This is a genomic window from Thalassotalea euphylliae (assembly GCF_003390375.1).
GTDB lineage: Bacteria > Pseudomonadota > Gammaproteobacteria > Enterobacterales > Alteromonadaceae > Thalassotalea_F > Thalassotalea_F euphylliae_A.
The window spans coordinates 3,444,252-3,463,668 of sequence record NZ_QUOT01000001.1 but is presented as its reverse complement, the minus strand read 5'-3'; the positions used below and the strand labels follow the sequence as shown (position 1 = coordinate 3,463,668).

Genomic DNA, 19,417 nt, shown 5'->3' with positions numbered 1-19,417 from the left:
TCATTTCAAGAGTTCACCTTTGCCTATTACTAGGTCTGGGCAGACTTGAAAAAAAACAGGCCGACCTCACCGCTTTAAACACGTGGCGGGGTGCGCTCTTTATTCGAGCCAGTACCAATGGTAAGTGGTGGAGCTAAGCAGGATCGAACTGCTGACCTCCTGCGTGCAAGGCAGGCGCTCTCCCAGCTGAGCTATAGCCCCTCATTTACTGCATTAGTAAAGGGTTACTTCTTATACGTTCGTTATCAATGCAATGTGTGTGAACACTCAACATGGTGCGTTTTACTTCAAGATAAGGAGGTGATCCAACCCCAGGTTCCCCTAGGGTTACCTTGTTACGACTTCACCCCAGTCATGAATCACAAAGTGGTGACCGTCCTCCCGAAGGTTAAACTAGCCACTTCTTTTGCAACCCACTCCCATGGTGTGACGGGCGGTGTGTACAAGGCCCGGGAACGTATTCACCGCGACATTCTGATTCGCGATTACTAGCGATTCCGACTTCATGGAGTCGAGTTGCAGACTCCAATCCGGACTACGACGTACTTTCTGGGATTCGCTCCACCTCGCGGTCTCGCTGCCCTCTGTATACGCCATTGTAGCACGTGTGTAGCCCATCCCGTAAGGGCCATGATGACTTGACGTCGTCCCCACCTTCCTCCGGTTTATCACCGGCAGTCTCCTTAGAGTTCCCGCCATTACGCGCTGGCAAATAAGGATAGGGGTTGCGCTCGTTGCGGGACTTAACCCAACATTTCACAACACGAGCTGACGACAGCCATGCAGCACCTGTCTCAGAGTTCCCGAAGGCACTAATCTATCTCTAGAAAATTCTCTGGATGTCAAGGGATGGTAAGGTTCTTCGCGTTGCATCGAATTAAACCACATGCTCCACCGCTTGTGCGGGCCCCCGTCAATTCATTTGAGTTTTAACCTTGCGGCCGTACTCCCCAGGCGGTCAACTTAGCGCGTTAGCTACGCTACTCACGTTTCAAGAACACAAACAGCTAGTTGACATCGTTTACGGCGTGGACTACCAGGGTATCTAATCCTGTTCGCTCCCCACGCTTTCGTGCCTCAGCGTCAGTATCTGTCCAGGTGGCCGCCTTCGCCACTGATGTTCCTTCCAATCTCTACGCATTTCACCGCTACACTGGAAATTCCACCACCCTCTACAGTACTCTAGTCAAACAGTTCCAAATGCAGTTCCGAGGTTAAGCCCCGGGATTTCACATCTGGCTTATCAAACCGCCTACGCACGCTTTACGCCCAGTAATTCCGATTAACGCTCGCACCCTCCGTATTACCGCGGCTGCTGGCACGGAGTTAGCCGGTGCTTCTTCTGTCGCTAACGTCACAGCTAGCAGATATTACCTACTAACCTTTCCTCACGACTGAAAGTGCTTTACAACCCGAAGGCCTTCTTCACACACGCGGCATGGCTGCATCAGGGTTTCCCCCATTGTGCAATATTCCCCACTGCTGCCTCCCGTAGGAGTCTGGGCCGTGTCTCAGTCCCAGTGTGGCTGATCATCCTCTCAAACCAGCTAGAGATCGTCGCCTTGGTAGGCCTTTACCCCACCAACTAGCTAATCTCACTTGGGCTAATCTTTTGGCACGAGGCCCGAAGGTCCCCCGCTTTGGTCCGTAAACATTATGCGGTATTAGCAGTCGTTTCCAACTGTTGTCCCCCACCAAAAGGCATATTCCCAAGCATTACTCACCCGTCCGCCGCTCGACGCCAAAGGAGCAAGCTCCTCTTCGTTTCCGCTCGACTTGCATGTGTTAAGCCTGCCGCCAGCGTTCAATCTGAGCCATGATCAAACTCTTCAATTAAAATCGTTTGTGATGCCTAAGCATCGGCTCAATGAATTCTGTACAACTCTTTATTTCACTTTTAAAAAAAGTGAGACAAAAAGTAAACTTATATAAAAGTAGTTTTTGCATGAGTTCACTGAGTTAATTTTTGCTAAGACAAGCTTAGCTATATTTGTAAAATCAACATCATGTGAATGCTCACACAAATTGCATGATAACTAATTGTTAAAGAACTGAATCTTTCGATTCAAACAAAACATCGCACTCGTGTTTTGTGGTTGCTCTGCGCCTTTTGCCGTGTGACTTAAGCTGCGAGAGCGGATGCGCATTTTACGCTCCCTAGTATTGATGTCAACAACTTTTTAAAAAAATCTTTAACTCATTTTTCTAAGTTATCTGACCCGTTTACTTAGCAAACTTGCTCACTAAACTTATCAAAACACTTCGTTGGGCTGCCCCGTGGAAGTGGATGCGCATTTTAGAGATTTTTAGCTGGGCGTCAACACCTTTTTGAAAGTTTTTTGATATTTCTATTTATTCGGTTTATTTATGTACAAACCAGATATTTATTGAACATAGATAGAACAGGTGGCATCTAAATCAGCTATTTTCAGGTTTATAAATATAAAAGAAGTAAACAACAATAATTTTGAGAACCTAACACTCAACTAATAAATATTAGTGGTTCCACCCACTTCGTTGATAGTAATTTATCTATTTAAGCGTAGGTTACACTCAAGTTTTATAAAGTGAGCTATAAATTGTTAACTAGAGGGTGAAATGGAGATATGCTTAGCTGCAAAAGTTGGTATTAAATTGCTCTGCTAAATTCACATCATATTGAATCCAACTACAAGCTAATCGCTGCGCTTGGTGCCTTTCTATGATATTCACCGCTGAGCGATGATACTCTTTATCATGGCTACCTAGCATAGCTCTTAGGTGTTTCCGAATAGGCTTAATCAATTTAGCGGTATACTGGTGTTTTTGTTGATAAAGGTGCAAGCCAATTTCCAACCAAGCTTCATGTACTTCTTTGCGATTAGGGCCAAAACGCTCTGCTTGATATAAGAAATACAACATTTCTTCGTCGAATTCATTAAGCCGCCACTTTAAAATCGCTAATGTTGCCCACGTAACTGGCCATGTTGGGCGATATTGAGTTGCTTCAAGATATAATAACTTCGCTTTTGAAAAGTCTTCTATTTGATTCAAGGTGATACCTTGCCACTCCCAAATTAATGCTTCAGTTAACAAGTAATGAGGATTGTTTGGGTCTATCGAATTAGCTTTCTGAGCACTCATTAGTGCAGATTGAAGCGACTCTTGGCTTGGTGTTAACTTCTCTTTTCGCCAATATTCAGCGGCATTGTGGGCAGCTAAGTAGCTTAAGTTCGCTCTACCTATTTGTATTGCTTGCCAAGCCATCAATAACAATAGTAAAGATAATACTACTAAACCGGCTTTACGAGGCCATGCTGATATCACCTAAACATACTCTCAGCGATTAGTTGAGGATTTGTAACAAACAATAGATTCGCAACCTCTTCTCCAAAAAGACTAGAAACAGATTGATAGGCTTGTGACATTTTTGGCGGCCTGCGTTTCATATTATGCATATCGGAGGCTACTATCGTAGCTTTGTTATCCTTTATGATTTGTTCAGCAATTGATTGGGCGCGTTCACCAAAGTCGCCAGTTATGGAAGAAGCGGTAAGTTGAAAAAAACAACCTGTTTTTGCCAGCCGTTTAAACTTTTGATAATCAACTTGAATATCTCGATTGCGTTCAGGGTGGGCTATTAACGGTATGATACTTTGGTTTATCAGCCATTTTATTAATTGCTCGGTTCCTGCTGGTATATGGCTGTGTGGCAACTCAAGCAGCATAACGCTTTGCCCGTACCATTGTCCGAGAAAAGGTAGTGCTTGCTGCTTTGCAAGCAGCATAATTTCAGGACAAATACGAATTTCTGCAGCAAAAGCGAGCTTAATAGGAAGTGACGCTACTTGTTCATGATTGATAACTTGTTGGTGTATAGCGGCAATATTACTTAAGGTGTTGTCAAACCGACCAAGTTGAATATGCGGCGTAGCGATAAGATGCGAGATACCGTCATCAACCGCCGCTTTCAACAAAGCAACAGTATCATCTATTGATTGCGCACCATCGTCAATTCCAGGCAACACGTGACTGTGTAGGTCATACATACAACCCCCTGCTAATTAAGAGTCAACAACTTCTAAGATGCTTTCTGGGCTTGCTCAGTGTTGTAACCATATTGGTCATAGTAGCCATGGTATTCGCCATATTTAGCCGCTTTATCCAGGTCAACTTGATTAAGCACAATACCGTCAATTCTACCTGCCATTGCACCTAGTCTTGATAACCCTTGCTTGATAACACGTTGACGCGTGCTTTCCGCCTTAACAACATAGATTAACGAGTCGGCTTGCTGAGTAATAATGATCGCATCGCTTACTGCTTGCGTCGGCGCTGTATCAATGACAATACGATCGTATTGCTCTCGTGCCTTCTTAATAAAATCAGCTAAAGCTTGCGATGCCAAAAGCTCTTGTGGAGTAGTCGTCAAGGTTCCTGCCGTTAATACATCAATACCTGACTCTTCATCGCTGACAACACATTCTTCCAATCGATGAGTCCCACTTAGAACATTAGATAAACCTTCTTGATAGGCTGGCAAGTCGAATCGCTTAGCAACTGATGGACGGCGCATATCAGCATCAATTAGTAATACCTTTTCTAATTGACCAAGTGCAAAAGCCAAATTAATCGATACGGTTGTTTTTCCTTCCCCTGGCACTGATGACGTTACCGAAACAACTTTCACGTTATTATCAATATTCGTTAACAATAAGCTGGTTCGCAATGTACGTATTGATTCTGAAAAAGCATGCTGCTCTTTGTCGAAATAATGGCGTAAAGGTAGCACATCACTTTTCAATTTTTTCTGTTTCGGTAATAAGCCTAACATACGCTGCTTAAGCTGTTGCTCGATATCTTCAACCGAGCGAATACCATCATTGAGATATTCATACACAAATGCCAAGCCCATACCGAGTAAAATACTCATGATAAAGGTAACGCCGACTATAACTTTTTTCTTCGGGCTGTAAGGAACAATTGGAGCGATAGCCGGATCGATAATACGTGCATTGGCAGACTCAAACTCTCCGACTTCTTTGGTTTCTTTAAAGCGAGTGAAAAAGGCGTCATACAATTGCTGATTACTCGCTACTTCGCGTTTCAATTCCTGTTGGCGGCTATCTAGTCTAGAAAGCTCTCGATAATGAGTTCCTTTATCTTTGATAGCAATCTCCAGATTTTGAACGTCTACTGATAGCTTTTTGTACTCGTTACTGATACCAGATACCAACAGGCTAACTTGGCTCGCTAAATTATCTTCTGCAGAAGAAAGTTCAAGTTGTGCGGCAATCATTATTGGGTGTTTAGGGCCATACACCCCTTTTAACTCTGAGATTTTGGTTTTGCTGTTTTGAACAGCTTCGCTAACTTTGATAATCAGCGCGTGGTTTAATACGTCAGGTAGGGCAATTAGCGAATCTAAGCTCCCCTGATTCCGTTGAATTAAATTGAAAATATTCTCGCTTTGTTGCAACTTTTGACGCGCGACTGATAGTTGCTGATTGAGCTCTTGAAGTTCTCTTGCTTCAATACTTTTTACACCGTCAATATCAACCAGCTCTTCTTGGTTTTGATAGGCCAGTAAGTTATCTTCTGAGTCATCAAGCTTTTGCTTTAACACGGCTAAGCGTTCATTAAGCCAAGTCGACGCTCGCTCGGTCATCATTAATTGAGATTCCAAGTGGCTTTCGATATACACTTCGGCATGTGTATTAACGATTAACGCAGATAATTTAGGCGAAGCGGCTTCAAATGAGATTTTTACCAGTTGAGTATTTCTTACAGGTGCAATAGACAATCGACTCATATACTCATCAACGACTGCCCGCATTGTTTTTTGATGTAACTCATCAACGGTATACGACTGCTGCTTACCGACATTGACAGCAAGTAACTGTTTAACGACGCTAACAGGCGAAAAATCATCGTCTTCATCAACAATAAACTCTTGATGAGTCGCTAATTTAAGTTTTTCCACGACACGCTGAGCAATACGACGTGATTTTAGAATTTCAAATTGTGTAAAAAAGTACTCTTGGCGACCAGAATCAATACCATAAACTTCTTCAATAGATACTACATTCGCTTTTTCCGCTTCGACGAGCAATGTTGCCGTTGCTTTATAGGTTGGAACGATTGTGAACGTTAATACCGTGGCCAGCAAAGTTAAGACAAATGCTAAACTGAATATACGCCAGCGATAACGAGTTAGAATACGTAAGTAATATTGAATATCTTGATCTGCACTGCTGTGCTCATGAACTTGTATTTCAGACATCTTATTGATTAAAAATAACTTTGACGAACTGTAATTATGTCACCCGGCTGCACTAAGGCATTCGCTGTAACATTGACCGACGCTTGCTCTGGATCATTGCTGCGCACAATAAAAATTTTGGACAGCGACGCGCGCTCAGTAAAGCCACCTGCCAAAGCTGCGGCTTTACTAACGGTTAAACCCGGCTGAAAAGGGTAACCACCGGGCTGTTTTACTTCGCCATCAATAAAAAATGGTCGATATTCAATAATAGTGACTGAGACATTTGGGTTAACTAAATAGTCACCTTTCAATCCAGCCAAAATATCTTGTTGTAGCTGGGTTAACGTTTTACCAGTCGCCTGAATTTGCCCTAAAAACGGGTATTCAATTTTTCCACTATCATCTAACAAGGTTTCAATCGAAAGATCTGCTTGGCCAAAAACAGTGATTTTAATGGTGTCACCTGAACCAAGTTGGTAATCTCCGGCCGACTGAGCCTGGACACTTAGCCAGCTTGTTAGTACCAAAAACCAGAAAGTCTTTAACAGCTTATTTATCATTTAAGAGCAACTCTTACACCCAGCGTTATTAGTTCGCGATCATATTCCAAATTAGCACGAGTACTGTCGCGATCGTTGTTTACGTATTCAAGCGTGAAGCTTAACCAATATGACATGTCATAGTATGCTTTTAACACGAGCCCATTGTTATCGTCATCACGAATTTCACCAATGTCACCTTCGTAAATGTCTTCACTATAACGATACAATGCTTCGGTGCTGAAACGGTTATTCCAGTCGTGCTGCCATGCTAGCTCATGCGTGGTATTTACCACAAAGTAACCTTGACCATTTTGTCCGGGCACAAAGAACCCCTCACCATTGGTTTCCTGAGTTGAACGGCCTGTACTTAACTTAAAACGAGAATACGTTTTCGGTTCCCATTCCACTTGCGCATCCCACTCAAAGCCTGAATGGTCTTCTCGAGAATTTAAATCAAAGTTTTTGTCTTTATAGCCTACTTTCGCATAACCAGTTGTTAGTGCAGTTGCTTCCCACTTTACACCTAGCAAATATTGCATTTCAACACTGGATAATTCGTTTTCCGGTGTGCGAGTAAAGTCGTAATCCACATCTAAACGCACCGCTTCAAATGTTAAATCAGTAGCTGAGCCTATACGGTAGTATAGCTTCGCCAACATTTGATCTGTTTGGCGATCACGTTCACGGGTTCTGTCTAGAGGATTACCACTCGCATCTACTACAAATCGCGCATCGTAGTTGTTATCTAAAAGCCCATATTCAAATTGCAGCCTTAAATCCGCTTCAACTATGCCATAGTTGTATTCTAAATTAGTATAAAACTGCTGATATGTGTCAGGCTCTGTTAACCCTTCGCCCGTACCAATAGAAAAGCGGCTACCTCGCTCGTCATGGCTGTCAATATAGCCACCTTGTAGGACAAAACGATGACGACTGTTAATTTCATAATTAACTTTGCCTGAAACGTCATGATCCGTGTAAGTGTCCTCATCACTTCCATGAAAAGCACCGTGAGCCAAAACATAATCCAGTTGATAGCTGTTTTTGCCAAATTCACCAAACTGTTTACTGTAACTAACACTTGGCTCGTAAATAGTTGCCCACGAACTAATATCGTCAATATCCGAGCTGGCTACATTATCATCATAACGCTGATACACTTTGATTAGTGGGGTGAACTGCCCACCAGAAACTTCAATACTCTGATCTTGTCGATCGTCTTCACTAATGATTGCTGAGTGAGCATGGCCTGCGAATAGGCTACCCATTATTGCAGCCAACGGTAATACGCGCATTGCTTTCCCTTTAAATTTTATTCTTATTATTCCGATATATTAACGCTGTTGATTATACAGACAATTGCTAACAATTGAAGTAGCAAGGGCTAGCGGGAAGTGTTAAATTACTTGACACTATCTTCATGATTTATTTTATATTTTGACTTACGGGTGGGCACCAAGCAAAATAAACAGCCCTGTACTTGATAACAATATTTTTACAAAAACATGTACAATGGTTTACTTACCACGATTCAAAGCAGCTTCTCTGCACTATACCGACTAGTAGATGTAGTCGTTATTTCAGGTTTATTCTTAATCATCCTGTTAACTAAACAAATCACGTTAGATATCAATTATCTGGTAGTGCTATTACTTGCGCTATCTAGCTTTCTGTTTCTTAGCCAAACCTTTGAGCTATATCGTTCATGGCGAACTTCGACTACGTTCACTATGATGGCATACAGTAGCCTAGTATGGGGACTAACTTGTACGGTACTAATTACCCTTGCCTACTTCACCAAAACGGGGTCAATTTATTCACGATTGGCAATTGGCCTTTGGTTCATTTCAACCTTAATCGCGCTAAATATTTGGCGGGTAATTTTTCGCGCCATTTTATTTAAGTTCCGCCGCACAGGTCTAAATCTAAAAAAAGTCGTTATTGTAGGTTTAACCAATGCAGGCGATAAACTGGCAAAACAAATTAAGGAAAACCCAGAGCTTGGCCTTGAACTACTTGGTTTTTATGATGACAGGGACCCAAGCCGATTTAGCGGCAGCGAAGATCATACGCTATTGGGAAGTATCGACGATGCAATCGCCCTCGCTAAACAAAACAACGATATTGACCATATATACATCGCCCTGCCCATGAAGGCAGAAGATCGCATACAAGCGATATTAACAGGCTTTAGCGACTCGACCGCAACTGTGCATATTATTCCAGACTTTTTCATTTACAACTTACTCCATGCTCGTTGGCAGCATATTGGTACTATGCAAACACTGAGCGTATTTGATACCCCATTTGAAGGATTTAGTAAGTCACTTAAACGACTTGAAGACTTAGTTTTAACCTTGCTGATTTTACCCCTTACAGCAATTCCAATGTTAGTGATTGCCTGCGCGGTAAAAATGACATCCAAGGGCCCTATTTTCTTTAAACAAAATCGCTACGGCTTAGACGGTCAAGAAATCAACATATATAAATTTCGCAGTATGCAGTTAGTGCCCAAAACTGAAGGAAAAGTTATACAAGCTACTCGATTTGACGCCAGAGTGACCAAAGTTGGCGCTTTTATTCGCCGCACCTCATTAGATGAACTCCCACAACTCTTTAACGTGCTAAAAGGTGAAATGTCGCTAGTTGGCCCACGCCCCCACGCCGTTGAACACAACGAAGAATATCGCTCATTAATCGGTGGTTATATGCTGCGACATAAAGTTAAGCCAGGCATAACTGGCTGGGCGCAAGTTAATGGCTGGCGGGGAGAAACAGACACGCTAGATAAAATGACTAAACGAGTAGAATATGATTTATTTTATATTCAAAACTGGTCACTGATGTTTGACCTAAGAATTCTAGTGCACACCTTGTTTACAGGCTTTGTGAATAAAAATGCTTATTAGTTTTCAGCAAATAGGCTAAGCCATTGTCACAATTAACAAATTTAGCCTGTATCCTAGGTTTAAAATATATCAGTGGCTTCTGGCCTGCTCAACGTTATCAACATACCATTGGTATGCATGAGCAAGGCCTTCTTGCAAGCTAATCTGGTAACGCCAGCCCAAAGAGCTGAGTCGTGAAACATCCATTAGCTTTCTCGGTGCACCATCGGGCTTAGAAGTATCAAACACGATTTCTCCATCAAAACCTACAACCTTGGCAACTGTTTCCACTAAGGTTTTAATTGTGCAATCTTCACCTGTTCCTACATTAATATGGCTAAGCATCTCTTGGGTACTTGCCTGATATTGTTTGTTGTCTAAGTTCATAACAAAGACACTGGCATCAGCCATATCGTCGACATACAAAAATTCTCGCATCGGCTTGCCACTGCCCCACGCAACCACTTTACTATCACCTTGTATTTTGGCTTGATGAAATCGCTGAATAAGTGCAGGAATAGCATGCGAGTTCTCTGGGTGATAATTATCATTAGAGCCATGCAAGTTCGTCGGCATAACACTGCGATATTGCCGCCCATATTGTCGATTGTATGATTCGCACATCTTGATACCAGCAATTTTCGCAATTGCGTAGGGCTCATTAGTTGGCTCTAACGTATTGGTTAACAACGCGGATTCGGCCATTGGCTGCAATGCTAGTTTGGGATAAATACATGACGAGCCAAGGAACAATAGCTTATCAACGTCGGCTAGGTGGGCGCCGTGAATGATATTATTTTGAATAGCGAGGTTTTCATAAATAAATTCAGCAGGGTAAGTGTTATTGGCATGAATACCACCGACTCTCGCAGCCGCTAAATAAATTTGATCTATTTTTTGAGCAGCTAAAAATTCAAATACGGCTTGCTGATCAGTAAGGTCTAGTTGTTTTCTAGCACAAGTTACTAATTCTATGCTGGGCTCTAGTGCTAGCTTTCTGACCAATGCACTACCTACCATGCCTTTATGACCCGCAACAAATACTCGTTGCTTTGGCTTAATATTAGGCATAGACACTAACGTTCCTCCGCCATGCTCACATCGAATCCATTAGACTTGAGTAAAGCGTGCTGTTTAGCAATAGCCAAACCATGCTGTACCATCTCCTGAACCATTGCCTCGAAACTAGTTTCAGGTTGCCAACCTAGCTTTTTCTTAGCCTTTGATGGATCGCCTAGCAGTGTTTCTACCTCAGCAGGTCGGAAGTATTTTTTATCAACTCGAACTATCACCTCACCGACCTTAACACTTGGCGCATGCTCAGCCATTACTGCTCTAACAACGGCGATTTCATCTACACCAGTGCCTTGCCACTCAATGCTAATACCTAGTTCATCAGCCGCATGCTCAACAAACTGTCGAACAGAGTATTGTTTACCCGTTGCGATCACAAAATCTTCTGGTTGTTCTTGTTGAAGCATCATCCATTGCATTTTTACATAATCGCGTGCATGTCCCCAATCGCGCAGCGCATCCATATTGCCCAAATACAAACAAGAATCTAATCCTTGAGCAATATTGGCTAACGCCCGCGTAATTTTGCGCGTAACAAAGGTTTCACCACGGCGAGGTGATTCATGATTGAACAAAATACCATTGCTGGCATGCAAGCCATACGCTTCGCGATAATTAACGACCATCCAGTAAGCATACATTTTGGCTACGCCATAAGGTGATCTAGGATGAAAAGGTGTAGTTTCTGTTTGTGGAATTTCTTTCACTTGTCCGTATAACTCAAAAGTAGACGCTTGATAAAAGCGTGTTTTCTTCTCTAATCCCAGAAAGCGAATGGCCTCTAGAAGCCTGAGAGTGCCAATTGCGTCAACATCAGCAGTATACTCAGGGCTGTCAAACGAGACCGCTACATGGCTTTGCGCCCCTAAATTGTATACCTCATCTGGACGAATATCTGACAATAAACGGGTTAAATTGGAAGTGTCAGTAAGATCTCCATAGTGTAAGTAGAAACTTTTGTTATCCAGGTGAGGGTCTTGATATATGTGGTCAATTCGCTCGGTGTTAAAGCTCGATGCCCGACGCTTGATACCATGCACTTCATAACCTTTTTCCAACAGGAATTCAGCTAAATAAGAGCCATCTTGCCCAGTTACCCCTGTGATTAACGCGACTTATTTTCCATTATTATTTATCCGTTACTACTGGTTATTATTGTTTACTATTTGTGACATTTAGCTTTTTGCTAATCGATCAGTAAATGAATCTAAAATACTGTTTATGTCCATATTTTGCTCTGCATATTGACGAGCAATAATATTTGCCTTTTGACGCCCATTGGCAGCAAGTTTATTCAGTGCATCAACGAACAAAGCTGGGTTTTCTGGTTCGATACAATCATAAATACCTGGAAACTTTTCAGCAATTTTTCCCAACTCTGTGTCAGCCTCAGCGGTCACTAACGCATGTCCTCCTGCGGATAAAATATTGGTCAGCTTGGAAGGCAGCACAGCATCTGCTGCACCACGTTTTTGCACGACTAAATGCAAATCAGCCATCGCTAGTATTTGTGGCATGAGCTCCCACGGTTGTAAGGGCTTAAACTGGATGTTAGTGAGGCCTCTGACGCTTGCTTGCTCTTCCAAGCGCAAACGGTTTGCACCATTGCCAATAATGATAAATTTCACCTTTGGTTTGTTTGCTGTTGTTTGATCTCTCATCGCCTGAGCGGCATCCAATATTATTTCTAAGCCTTGCTTTTCACCAACATTTCCAGAGTAAAGCACAACATAATCATCTGTTTCGAGCTGCCAGCGAGCGCGCAGCGATTCGCCAGATATGGAAGGAGTGACAAAGGCTAAATCCGCCCAATTAGGAAAATAGTGCAATTGATTATCTTTGGCACCTTTGCTTTTTGCGCGTTCCAGCATGCTAAAGGATATTGAAGAAACGATATCAAATCGCTTCATTAAAAAAGTTTCAAATGCTTGTGCCCAGCGCTTTAGCACAGAGCTTTTGCTCATTCCCAAGCCAAACATCGCATCAACTTCAAAATCTTGAATATGTAATACCGATTTAGCTCCCGTTAACTTGCTGTATAGTAATGCTACTGGCGCACAAAATAGGCTTGGTTGCACAACAAAAACAACATCAGGCTTTTTACTCAGCAATGTTAATAAGCGACAGGCCGACGATAATGCAAAACTCGCCAAATGCAGTAGTCGTTTTAACGTAGATGGCTTGCTAGGTACATAGAGAGGACAACGATAAACTTCTACAAACTCTCCGTCTTGTTCTGAACTCCACCAGTTTTTATAGCCTTTATGACGCTGCCAGTCTGGGTAGTATGGCGGTGCGGTAACAACATAGGAGGTAACCTCTCTTGCGCTTAATGCATCAACAAGTTCGCCATTATATTTGCCAATCCCCGTTAACTCTGGTGCGTGATTTAAGCTTAACAACAGCAATTTCACTTTAGTGTCCTTTCTTTAATTGGTTTAGCTGGGTTGCCTAAACACACCATTTGCTCCGGCAAATCCTTAAAAACTGAACTTCGCGCACCGACAACAGTTCCTCGACCAACTGTCACTCCAGGGGCAACAAATACATCAGTTGCTAACCAAGCCTCCTCTTCAACAATAATCGGCTCAGCAAAAATATCAAATGACACTATTTGGAAATCATGGCTTCCTGTACACAGGTAGCTGCGCTGAGAAATGACTGCATTTCTGCCAATCGTTATTTCCCCTAGCGTATATAAATCAACGTTATCGCCGACCCATGCATTGTCCCCTATGGAAAGTTTCCAGGGATACGTGACTTTTACACTCGGTCGAATCACCACATTGCGTCCGATTGTCGCACCGAATAAACGCAGCAAAAAAGCTCGCCAGCGATACATTATTTGAGGAGACCACGCAAAAAGCGTAGCTTGAACTAACCACCAGAGCTGGACAGTCATAGCGCTACGCCCTCTAAACCCCTTTGGCACTTTAAATAGAGTCAAATTTTGCATTGCTGGCTAGCCTTAACAAGACTTTACGAAATAAATTAAGCACCTCAACTACTTAAGTTGCTTACAAACATTTTGGTTAATATGTAAAAACAATATATAGAGACAATAAAAAAGAGCAAGCTTAGCTTGCTCTTTTATTCGTATTCTAAAGTGATAGCTTACTTACGGAAACGACCGATAAGCGGGATTAATGTCAGCAATAAAAGCGACGTAGCTGGTAGAGGAACCTTAGTAACACTAACTGAGTCAATAAATCCGCCACGTCCATTAACACCACCTTGACCAGCAAAAGCAATGGACATGGTTGAACTTGTTGCTTCAACTAGCGCTGTATATTTTAACCAGCCATTATCGTCAATGTCTGTACGTAATTGCCATGTATCAGCTTCGCCATCAACTTCAAGCACTGATTGAGCTGAGTCAAAGCCTGTCAAATCCCCATCAAACCAGCTTACAGCAATACCATTGTCATCAACAATATCTGTACGAGGCTGGTAATAAAATTCAATTTCGTACGTAGCACCAATCATTAAGTCAATTAGCGTCTGTCCGATTGCCGCATTAATTGACTGATTATTAATGCTTTGATCTAAATCTAGCTCAACAAATAACCCTTCAGTGTGTGCTTTAACGTCGCCATCATCATATACGCCGTTATTACTAAAGTTATTGCCATCTGCATCTGTATCAGCACCGGTATGTAACACTTCAATAAAATCACCTTGGATAACCGACCAACCAGGAACTCCTGTAAAGATCCCCCAGTTTTTATGGACGTCCAATGTATCTAGGTACCGTTCAGTTCCTGGAGATGCATGCGCCGACGCGACACTTTGAAACTCTTGTGGGCTCCCAGTGTCATCAAAACTACCATTAACTAAAAGGTTGGCACTGGCAACTGGGGCTAAAAGCATTAAAAACAAACTTTTAAATACTGACTTCAAAACTACTTTCCTTTCAAACAGCTACAACACTACACGACCAATGATGCAAAAAACAAACCGAAAATTAATCACCAATAAATTCAAGCGGTTAAAAACCTCAGATTTTCTTCAACCAGTCAGTTTGTAAAAAAAACTGACAGCTAAGTTTAATATCACAGAACAATTAAGATAAGCCTAGTCATTTAATTCTCACACAATTACTATAATGCGAGCCGCTATCAGTATAGCTAATATTGAGAGAATATTGATTTGATTTATTTAATTGATTTACCCGCGCCAGTTCACGGCATGTCAAATATTAACTTAGCGATAAAAAATCAAACAAGACACTATAAAGAATCGCCTAACATTATTAATACTGCACCCTCATATTTAGCGAAACTATTTCCCAGTAAGATTTGGACTTTGGTGAAAATATTTCACACATTGATATGTTACATTAGATTCTGCTTCGCATCCGCGTGGAACTTTAAAGGTGTTGTTTATAGGCCTATTAATGGCGGTAAGGGCTTAGTCTACGATATTGTTTATCTAACAATTTCCCGACTGTTCATGAATAAAATATATATTCATCACCACTCTTTTAATTATCTTAATGCCCATAGCCAGCTTTTCTTTATTGTTAACAAAATAGCGGGAAAAAAGGCCAAACATATTGTATTAGGGCAAAGAATGGCAACCAAACTATCTAGCCTTTATAAAATAGAAGCAAAGAACATTGTCGTACTGTCAAATTTGGCTTTTTTCGATAAGGAGTTAAATCAATCAAAAACTTCTGAAAGTTTAAAGCTAGGCTACTTATCTAATTTATGTATTGAAAAAGGGTTAAGTACTTTTATTTCTGTTTGTAGAATATTGAATGATAAAAATATCAGTTTTACCGCAGAGATTGCAGGCCCATTCGCGGATAACGCTTCGAAGAAACTCGTTCAACTAGCTGTAAAAAATTTTCCACAACTGACATACCTAGGCCCACTATATGGGGCAAACAAAGATAAATTCTATTCCTCTGTTGATAGCTTTATCTTTCCAACACAATATAAAAATGAAGCTGAACCTTTAGTGTTATATGAAGCAGCTTCATCTGGCACACTTCTTATAGGGACTCAACGGGGTTGCATGCAAGCAGCTATTGAACAGCTCCAAGGTTTTTCAATAAAAGAAAGTGCTAAGTTAGCCAACGAGATAGCAGAAACAATTATTCATGCTAAAAAGGATGGGCTATTTCATGTCGAAGCAAGGAAAAGCAGGCAGCTAGCATTTAAAGAAGTTCGCATTAGAGCAAAAAACAAGCTGCATGCCTTATTAACTGAAATGGCTCAACACGATAAAATTAAGAACAGTTATTACTATCATAACCGCTAATTATCTTTGCTAGCCTTTGCCCAAGAGATGGCTTAGTTAGTTCGATATAAGTATTAAAAGCTTTTTGTTGTAATTGCTTTGTGCTTTGAGGCTCTGCAAGTAGCTGCTCGACCTGTTTAATCAATGATTCTTCGTCGTTACGTTTAAACATAAGTCCGTTTACGCCCGATGAAATATAGCTCGGCTCCGGCCCCATATGTTTATCTAGTTGCTCATGTACTATAGGCACTAAAGACAACGACATGTAATGCAATACACTTAAGCCCGCATCACCCGGATAACAGCCAGCAAAGCACTTTTGTGATATTTCAGCTACTTTTTGTTGATCATAAACTTCACCATAAAATATAGTGTTCTCATGATAATTTTGCCGATATTCAGTTAAATTTTCACCAGAACCTATGACGTGAACAATTAGCTTTTCTTCTCGCTTCGCATTTATTTTAGTAACAGCATTAAGCAGCAATGTTAAGTTGCAACCTCTTCTGAGGCGGCCAACAAAAAAGATGCCATTTGCCAATTCATCTTTTTTTTTAACAGGAAAATCATTAGCAATAGAGTTTTCTGCCACAGCAGACTTTTTATAAATTGCAGTATCGCGCAATGAGCTTTTGCAACTCTCGGTATAGCAAATATAGGCTTTGCTCAGCAGTGAAAAAAGCCAGAATTGTAGCCGTTGCTGGACTGTTAATCTGCTTTTATTGTATCGCCCTTGCCCATGAAGGAAGACTTCTTTCCCAAGCATTTTTGCAAGCAGTATCAAGCACCAGGAACTTAAGTAGCGAGGGTTAGCGGTAATAAACAGTTTATCTGGATTCATACGTAAAAAGCTCTTTAACACTCCTTTTTGCCACATTAATTTACCACTAAACCAATGCACTTCTTGGCTAGGAATATAATTCAGCAAAGCCTTGTCACCCTCCTCTATCGTTCCAAATGAGCTTGATTCGCTAGCCAACAGCGCTATCGGAAAAGACTTCGCTAACTCCCGAAAAACAGGTAAACGGTATTGCGTTAAGTACGGTTGAATAATTAATAACTTTCTTGTTCTCACACTGCTCACCCTGACTTTTGAGTCCTTGCAAAATATACAACAGCAGGTATCACGTAGAGCATATGCTGCCAATCGTACGGTTGCCCATGCAAAAACAAGCGTGGTGAATTACATAAATAAAGCAACGACAATAATTGGCCAGCTAAAGAAGCTTTGGAATTAAAAAATAAGGTAACTATCGAATGCTTAAATGGGTAAATAAAAAAAACTAATAAATATACCCCTCCAAAAAAAACACCACCATTTGAAAATGCCTGCAGCAGAGGGAAGTCTACCCAAAAATACTTAAACCCAGCACCAAAATAGAAGTGTTCAACAAACTGATTTAGCGCTATCTCTCGTTGATAAACCCTTGCCAATGCTGCAGCGTCAGCAAAATAACCACTACTATTAAATAAGGTAAGTAAACCTCTACTCAAAAAGTCTATAAATGCAAAAAAACGCAAGGAAATAGAGTCAAAGAAAAATGCGCCTAATACTATAGTTGCAAAACCAATGAGCAAAATATTTACCTTGTTCCTTTTTAACATAGGATGTCGAAATAATATGTAGTTGATATATAGCAGGGCTAGAGCAAGACCAAACAAAGGAGACCTAGCCCCTGAAATTAGGACAAGAAAAAAGACAAGAGCTTGAAAAAGATAGATTAAAAATAACCTTCTATAGTTAAGCGAGCTATTAATAGTCGCTAAAGAAAAACACAGTGCGGCGATAGCAGTATAAGAAACTAAACCAAATGCTTTATTTTCCTCCGTCGCTGTATGCCTAACCAGCGAATTTATCGCTAAAGCACTATTTGTAGATAGTTGCGCTAAATATACAAGACAGCAGAATAAAGCGAAATAAAACGCCAAATAGCTTAAGTTAGTTTTTTCAATATTTAATGAATAAAATACAGAAAAAGCAGCGAATCCAAACAAGCTCCAAATTAAGTTTTTATAATCATTGATGACTAGTGAACTTAGGAGGGCATAAAGCAAAAGAATAATTAAACCAGCAAGAATAAATAGATTATCTCTTTTATTGTTAGAAGTTGTCACTCTGCCTACAAACATTAGTGCCAATGACAAAATCAATATCACCCCAATATCCAAGAATCTTGGTAAGATACCTAGCGCTTGAATTTGCCAAGAAATAAATACCCCGCAAAAGTAAAGTACAAGACCAAGCTGAGAACCGTTAACTCTCAAATAATTCATAATAATTCTACGCTACTCATATTTTAGAGAAGTTATATTTTGATATATCGCTACATTCCTTCGACTAAATTCAGCGAAACCGCTTGTACTAAGAAACTCTTTCACACAAAGTTTACGAGGAGAATTAATACTGCTTAACGTTAGCGCTAGTTGAGTATCTCTCCCCCATTGATGAATGTTCCCTAATTCAAACTTAGTAATCGTTTCTTCCAAGACAAGCGCTTTTGAAGCAACAACAGGCACCCCTATGGCAGCGGCAATAGTTAACGGGCCACTTTGTCCAGAAAAAGACTCATCATAAGGTAATAGCAAGCAATCAGCAGCTGAAAAGATTCGGTTTACTTTGTCATCATCAACAAACTCTTTTTTTAATATAACTCGCTCTTGTATACCAAGCTCCTTAGCCAAAGTTGCTAAATCACTATAAAGAATATCTTGTTCTGCACCAATAATTAACAACTTGTATTGTTCAGAAAGAAACGCCAATGCCTTTAGCGCCTTATCAGCTCCTTTGTCTATTCTTGTGCCACCAAAACACAGTAACAGCTTTTCGTGTTGCCCCACATCAAGCTCTGCTCTATATTCACTACGCTCTTGTTCATTAAACTTATAGTCACTTTGTATCGGATAATTGATTGCCGAAACTGTACCTTGTCGACACGGCAACATTGATGCTAGCTTTTCTGAATGTACACATAGATACAAGCCTGCATTACTAAGATTTTTAAGTAACTGAGCATCAATAAACCCTGCCGCTTTTTGACGAAGTGTTTGACATAAACTTGAGATCATATAGCCCCAATGCAATGTCGCAACGATAGGTAACTGCTTAATACAGCCAGAGAAATATAAAGCGCGAATATGCCTGTCTAAATAAAGAAAGTGAATAAGCTCACATTCTTGCTGAAGTGCAATATCATATGCACGCCTCACAAAAGCTATTTTATTGCGCTCTTTCGATAGAAAACCAGTTATTTGCGCTACCTCCAAAACCGTATAGCTATTGATATTTTCTTTAATTGCATCTGAAATATCAGCTGCGCCAATAAAGTGAACTTGAACACCTAGTTCCTCAAAGCGAGTAAGTGCGGCTTTCACATATTCAACATGGTGCCCTGTTCCTATAGGGTCAACTAAACACACTTTCATCG

General features: G+C 41.0%; 15 protein-coding genes, 1 tRNA gene and 1 rRNA gene. 2 read left to right on the top strand and 15 right to left on the bottom strand.

Annotated features, from left to right (window positions below):
- Positions 1-125: 125 nt before the first annotated feature.
- The 7 genes from DXX94_RS15200 to DXX94_RS15170 all read right to left on the bottom strand — a co-directional run bounded on the left by DXX94_RS15200 (position 126) and on the right by DXX94_RS15170 (position 8,081).
- A tRNA-Ala gene (locus DXX94_RS15200) sits at positions 126-201 on the bottom strand.
- A gap of 92 nt (positions 202-293) precedes the next feature.
- A 16S ribosomal RNA gene (locus DXX94_RS15195) occupies positions 294-1,836 on the bottom strand.
- Between the two features lie 774 nt (positions 1,837-2,610).
- On the bottom strand, positions 2,611-3,306 hold the full coding sequence (locus DXX94_RS15190; protein ID WP_116017180.1) for a VpsP family polysaccharide biosynthesis protein: 696 nt from the start codon (positions 3,304-3,306) through the stop codon (positions 2,611-2,613).
- Positions 3,303-4,028: a tyrosine-protein phosphatase gene (locus tag DXX94_RS15185; RefSeq protein WP_116017178.1), complete on the bottom strand. Its 726-nt coding sequence runs from the start codon at positions 4,026-4,028 to the stop codon at positions 3,303-3,305. Before DXX94_RS15185 ends, DXX94_RS15190 begins: the two co-directional genes overlap by 4 nt.
- A 32-nt stretch (positions 4,029-4,060) precedes the next feature.
- On the bottom strand, positions 4,061-6,262 hold the full coding sequence (locus DXX94_RS15180; protein WP_116017176.1) for a GumC family protein: 2,202 nt from the start codon (positions 6,260-6,262) through the stop codon (positions 4,061-4,063).
- An 8-nt stretch (positions 6,263-6,270) separates the two neighbouring features.
- Positions 6,271-6,804 carry a polysaccharide biosynthesis/export family protein gene (locus DXX94_RS15175; protein WP_116017174.1) on the bottom strand — a complete coding sequence of 178 codons (534 nt, stop codon included), beginning with the start codon at positions 6,802-6,804 and terminating at the stop codon, positions 6,271-6,273.
- On the bottom strand, positions 6,801-8,081 hold the full coding sequence (locus tag DXX94_RS15170; protein WP_116017172.1) for an outer membrane beta-barrel protein: 1,281 nt from the start codon (positions 8,079-8,081) through the stop codon (positions 6,801-6,803). Before DXX94_RS15170 ends, DXX94_RS15175 begins: the two co-directional genes overlap by 4 nt.
- Positions 8,082-8,291: 210 nt before the next feature.
- Here DXX94_RS15170 and DXX94_RS15165 point away from each other — a divergent pair, with 210 nt between their 5' ends.
- Entirely contained in the window at positions 8,292-9,695 is a 1,404-nt protein-coding gene (locus DXX94_RS15165) for an undecaprenyl-phosphate glucose phosphotransferase (RefSeq protein WP_116017170.1), read from the top strand.
- Positions 9,696-9,764: 69 nt separating this feature from the next.
- On the opposite strand, the gene fcl is transcribed toward DXX94_RS15165, so the two are convergent.
- From fcl to DXX94_RS15140, 5 genes are all read right to left on the bottom strand, one after another.
- Positions 9,765-10,745: a GDP-L-fucose synthase gene (gene fcl / locus DXX94_RS15160; RefSeq protein ID WP_116018573.1), complete on the bottom strand. Its 981-nt coding sequence runs from the start codon at positions 10,743-10,745 to the stop codon at positions 9,765-9,767.
- 5 nt (positions 10,746-10,750) lie between these two features.
- A complete protein-coding gene (gene gmd / locus DXX94_RS15155) occupies positions 10,751-11,806 on the bottom strand; it encodes a GDP-mannose 4,6-dehydratase (RefSeq protein ID WP_374188838.1) in 1,056 nt (351 codons plus the stop codon).
- A 117-nt stretch (positions 11,807-11,923) separates the two neighbouring features.
- Positions 11,924-13,162 (bottom strand): WcaI family glycosyltransferase, encoded by a 1,239-nt coding sequence (locus DXX94_RS15150; protein WP_116017166.1) that lies wholly within the window; start codon positions 13,160-13,162, stop codon positions 11,924-11,926.
- Positions 13,159-13,704: a putative colanic acid biosynthesis acetyltransferase gene (locus DXX94_RS15145; protein ID WP_116017164.1), complete on the bottom strand. Its 546-nt coding sequence runs from the start codon at positions 13,702-13,704 to the stop codon at positions 13,159-13,161. Before DXX94_RS15145 ends, DXX94_RS15150 begins: the two co-directional genes overlap by 4 nt.
- A 158-nt stretch (positions 13,705-13,862) precedes the next feature.
- Entirely contained in the window at positions 13,863-14,648 is a 786-nt protein-coding gene (locus DXX94_RS15140) for a hypothetical protein (RefSeq protein ID WP_116017162.1), read from the bottom strand.
- Between the two features lie 552 nt (positions 14,649-15,200).
- Here DXX94_RS15140 and DXX94_RS15135 point away from each other — a divergent pair.
- On the top strand, positions 15,201-16,013 hold the full coding sequence (locus DXX94_RS15135; RefSeq protein ID WP_181901570.1) for a glycosyltransferase: 813 nt from the start codon (positions 15,201-15,203) through the stop codon (positions 16,011-16,013).
- Here DXX94_RS15135 and DXX94_RS15130 read toward each other — a convergent pair.
- From DXX94_RS15130 to DXX94_RS15120, 3 genes are read right to left on the bottom strand one after another with little or no spacing between them, the layout of a single operon-like run.
- Complete coding sequence (locus DXX94_RS15130) at positions 15,982-17,067, bottom strand: glycosyltransferase (protein WP_147302300.1); 1,086 nt, start codon at positions 17,065-17,067, stop codon at positions 15,982-15,984. The two genes, DXX94_RS15135 and DXX94_RS15130, sit on opposite strands and share 32 nt — an antisense overlap.
- A 5-nt stretch (positions 17,068-17,072) precedes the next feature.
- Positions 17,073-18,266, bottom strand: coding sequence for a hypothetical protein (locus DXX94_RS15125; RefSeq protein ID WP_116017155.1), 1,194 nt, complete (start codon positions 18,264-18,266; stop codon positions 17,073-17,075).
- Between the two features lie 12 nt (positions 18,267-18,278).
- A complete protein-coding gene (locus DXX94_RS15120; protein WP_116017153.1) occupies positions 18,279-19,415 on the bottom strand; it encodes a glycosyltransferase family 4 protein in 1,137 nt (378 codons plus the stop codon).
- Positions 19,416-19,417: the final 2 nt, after the last annotated feature.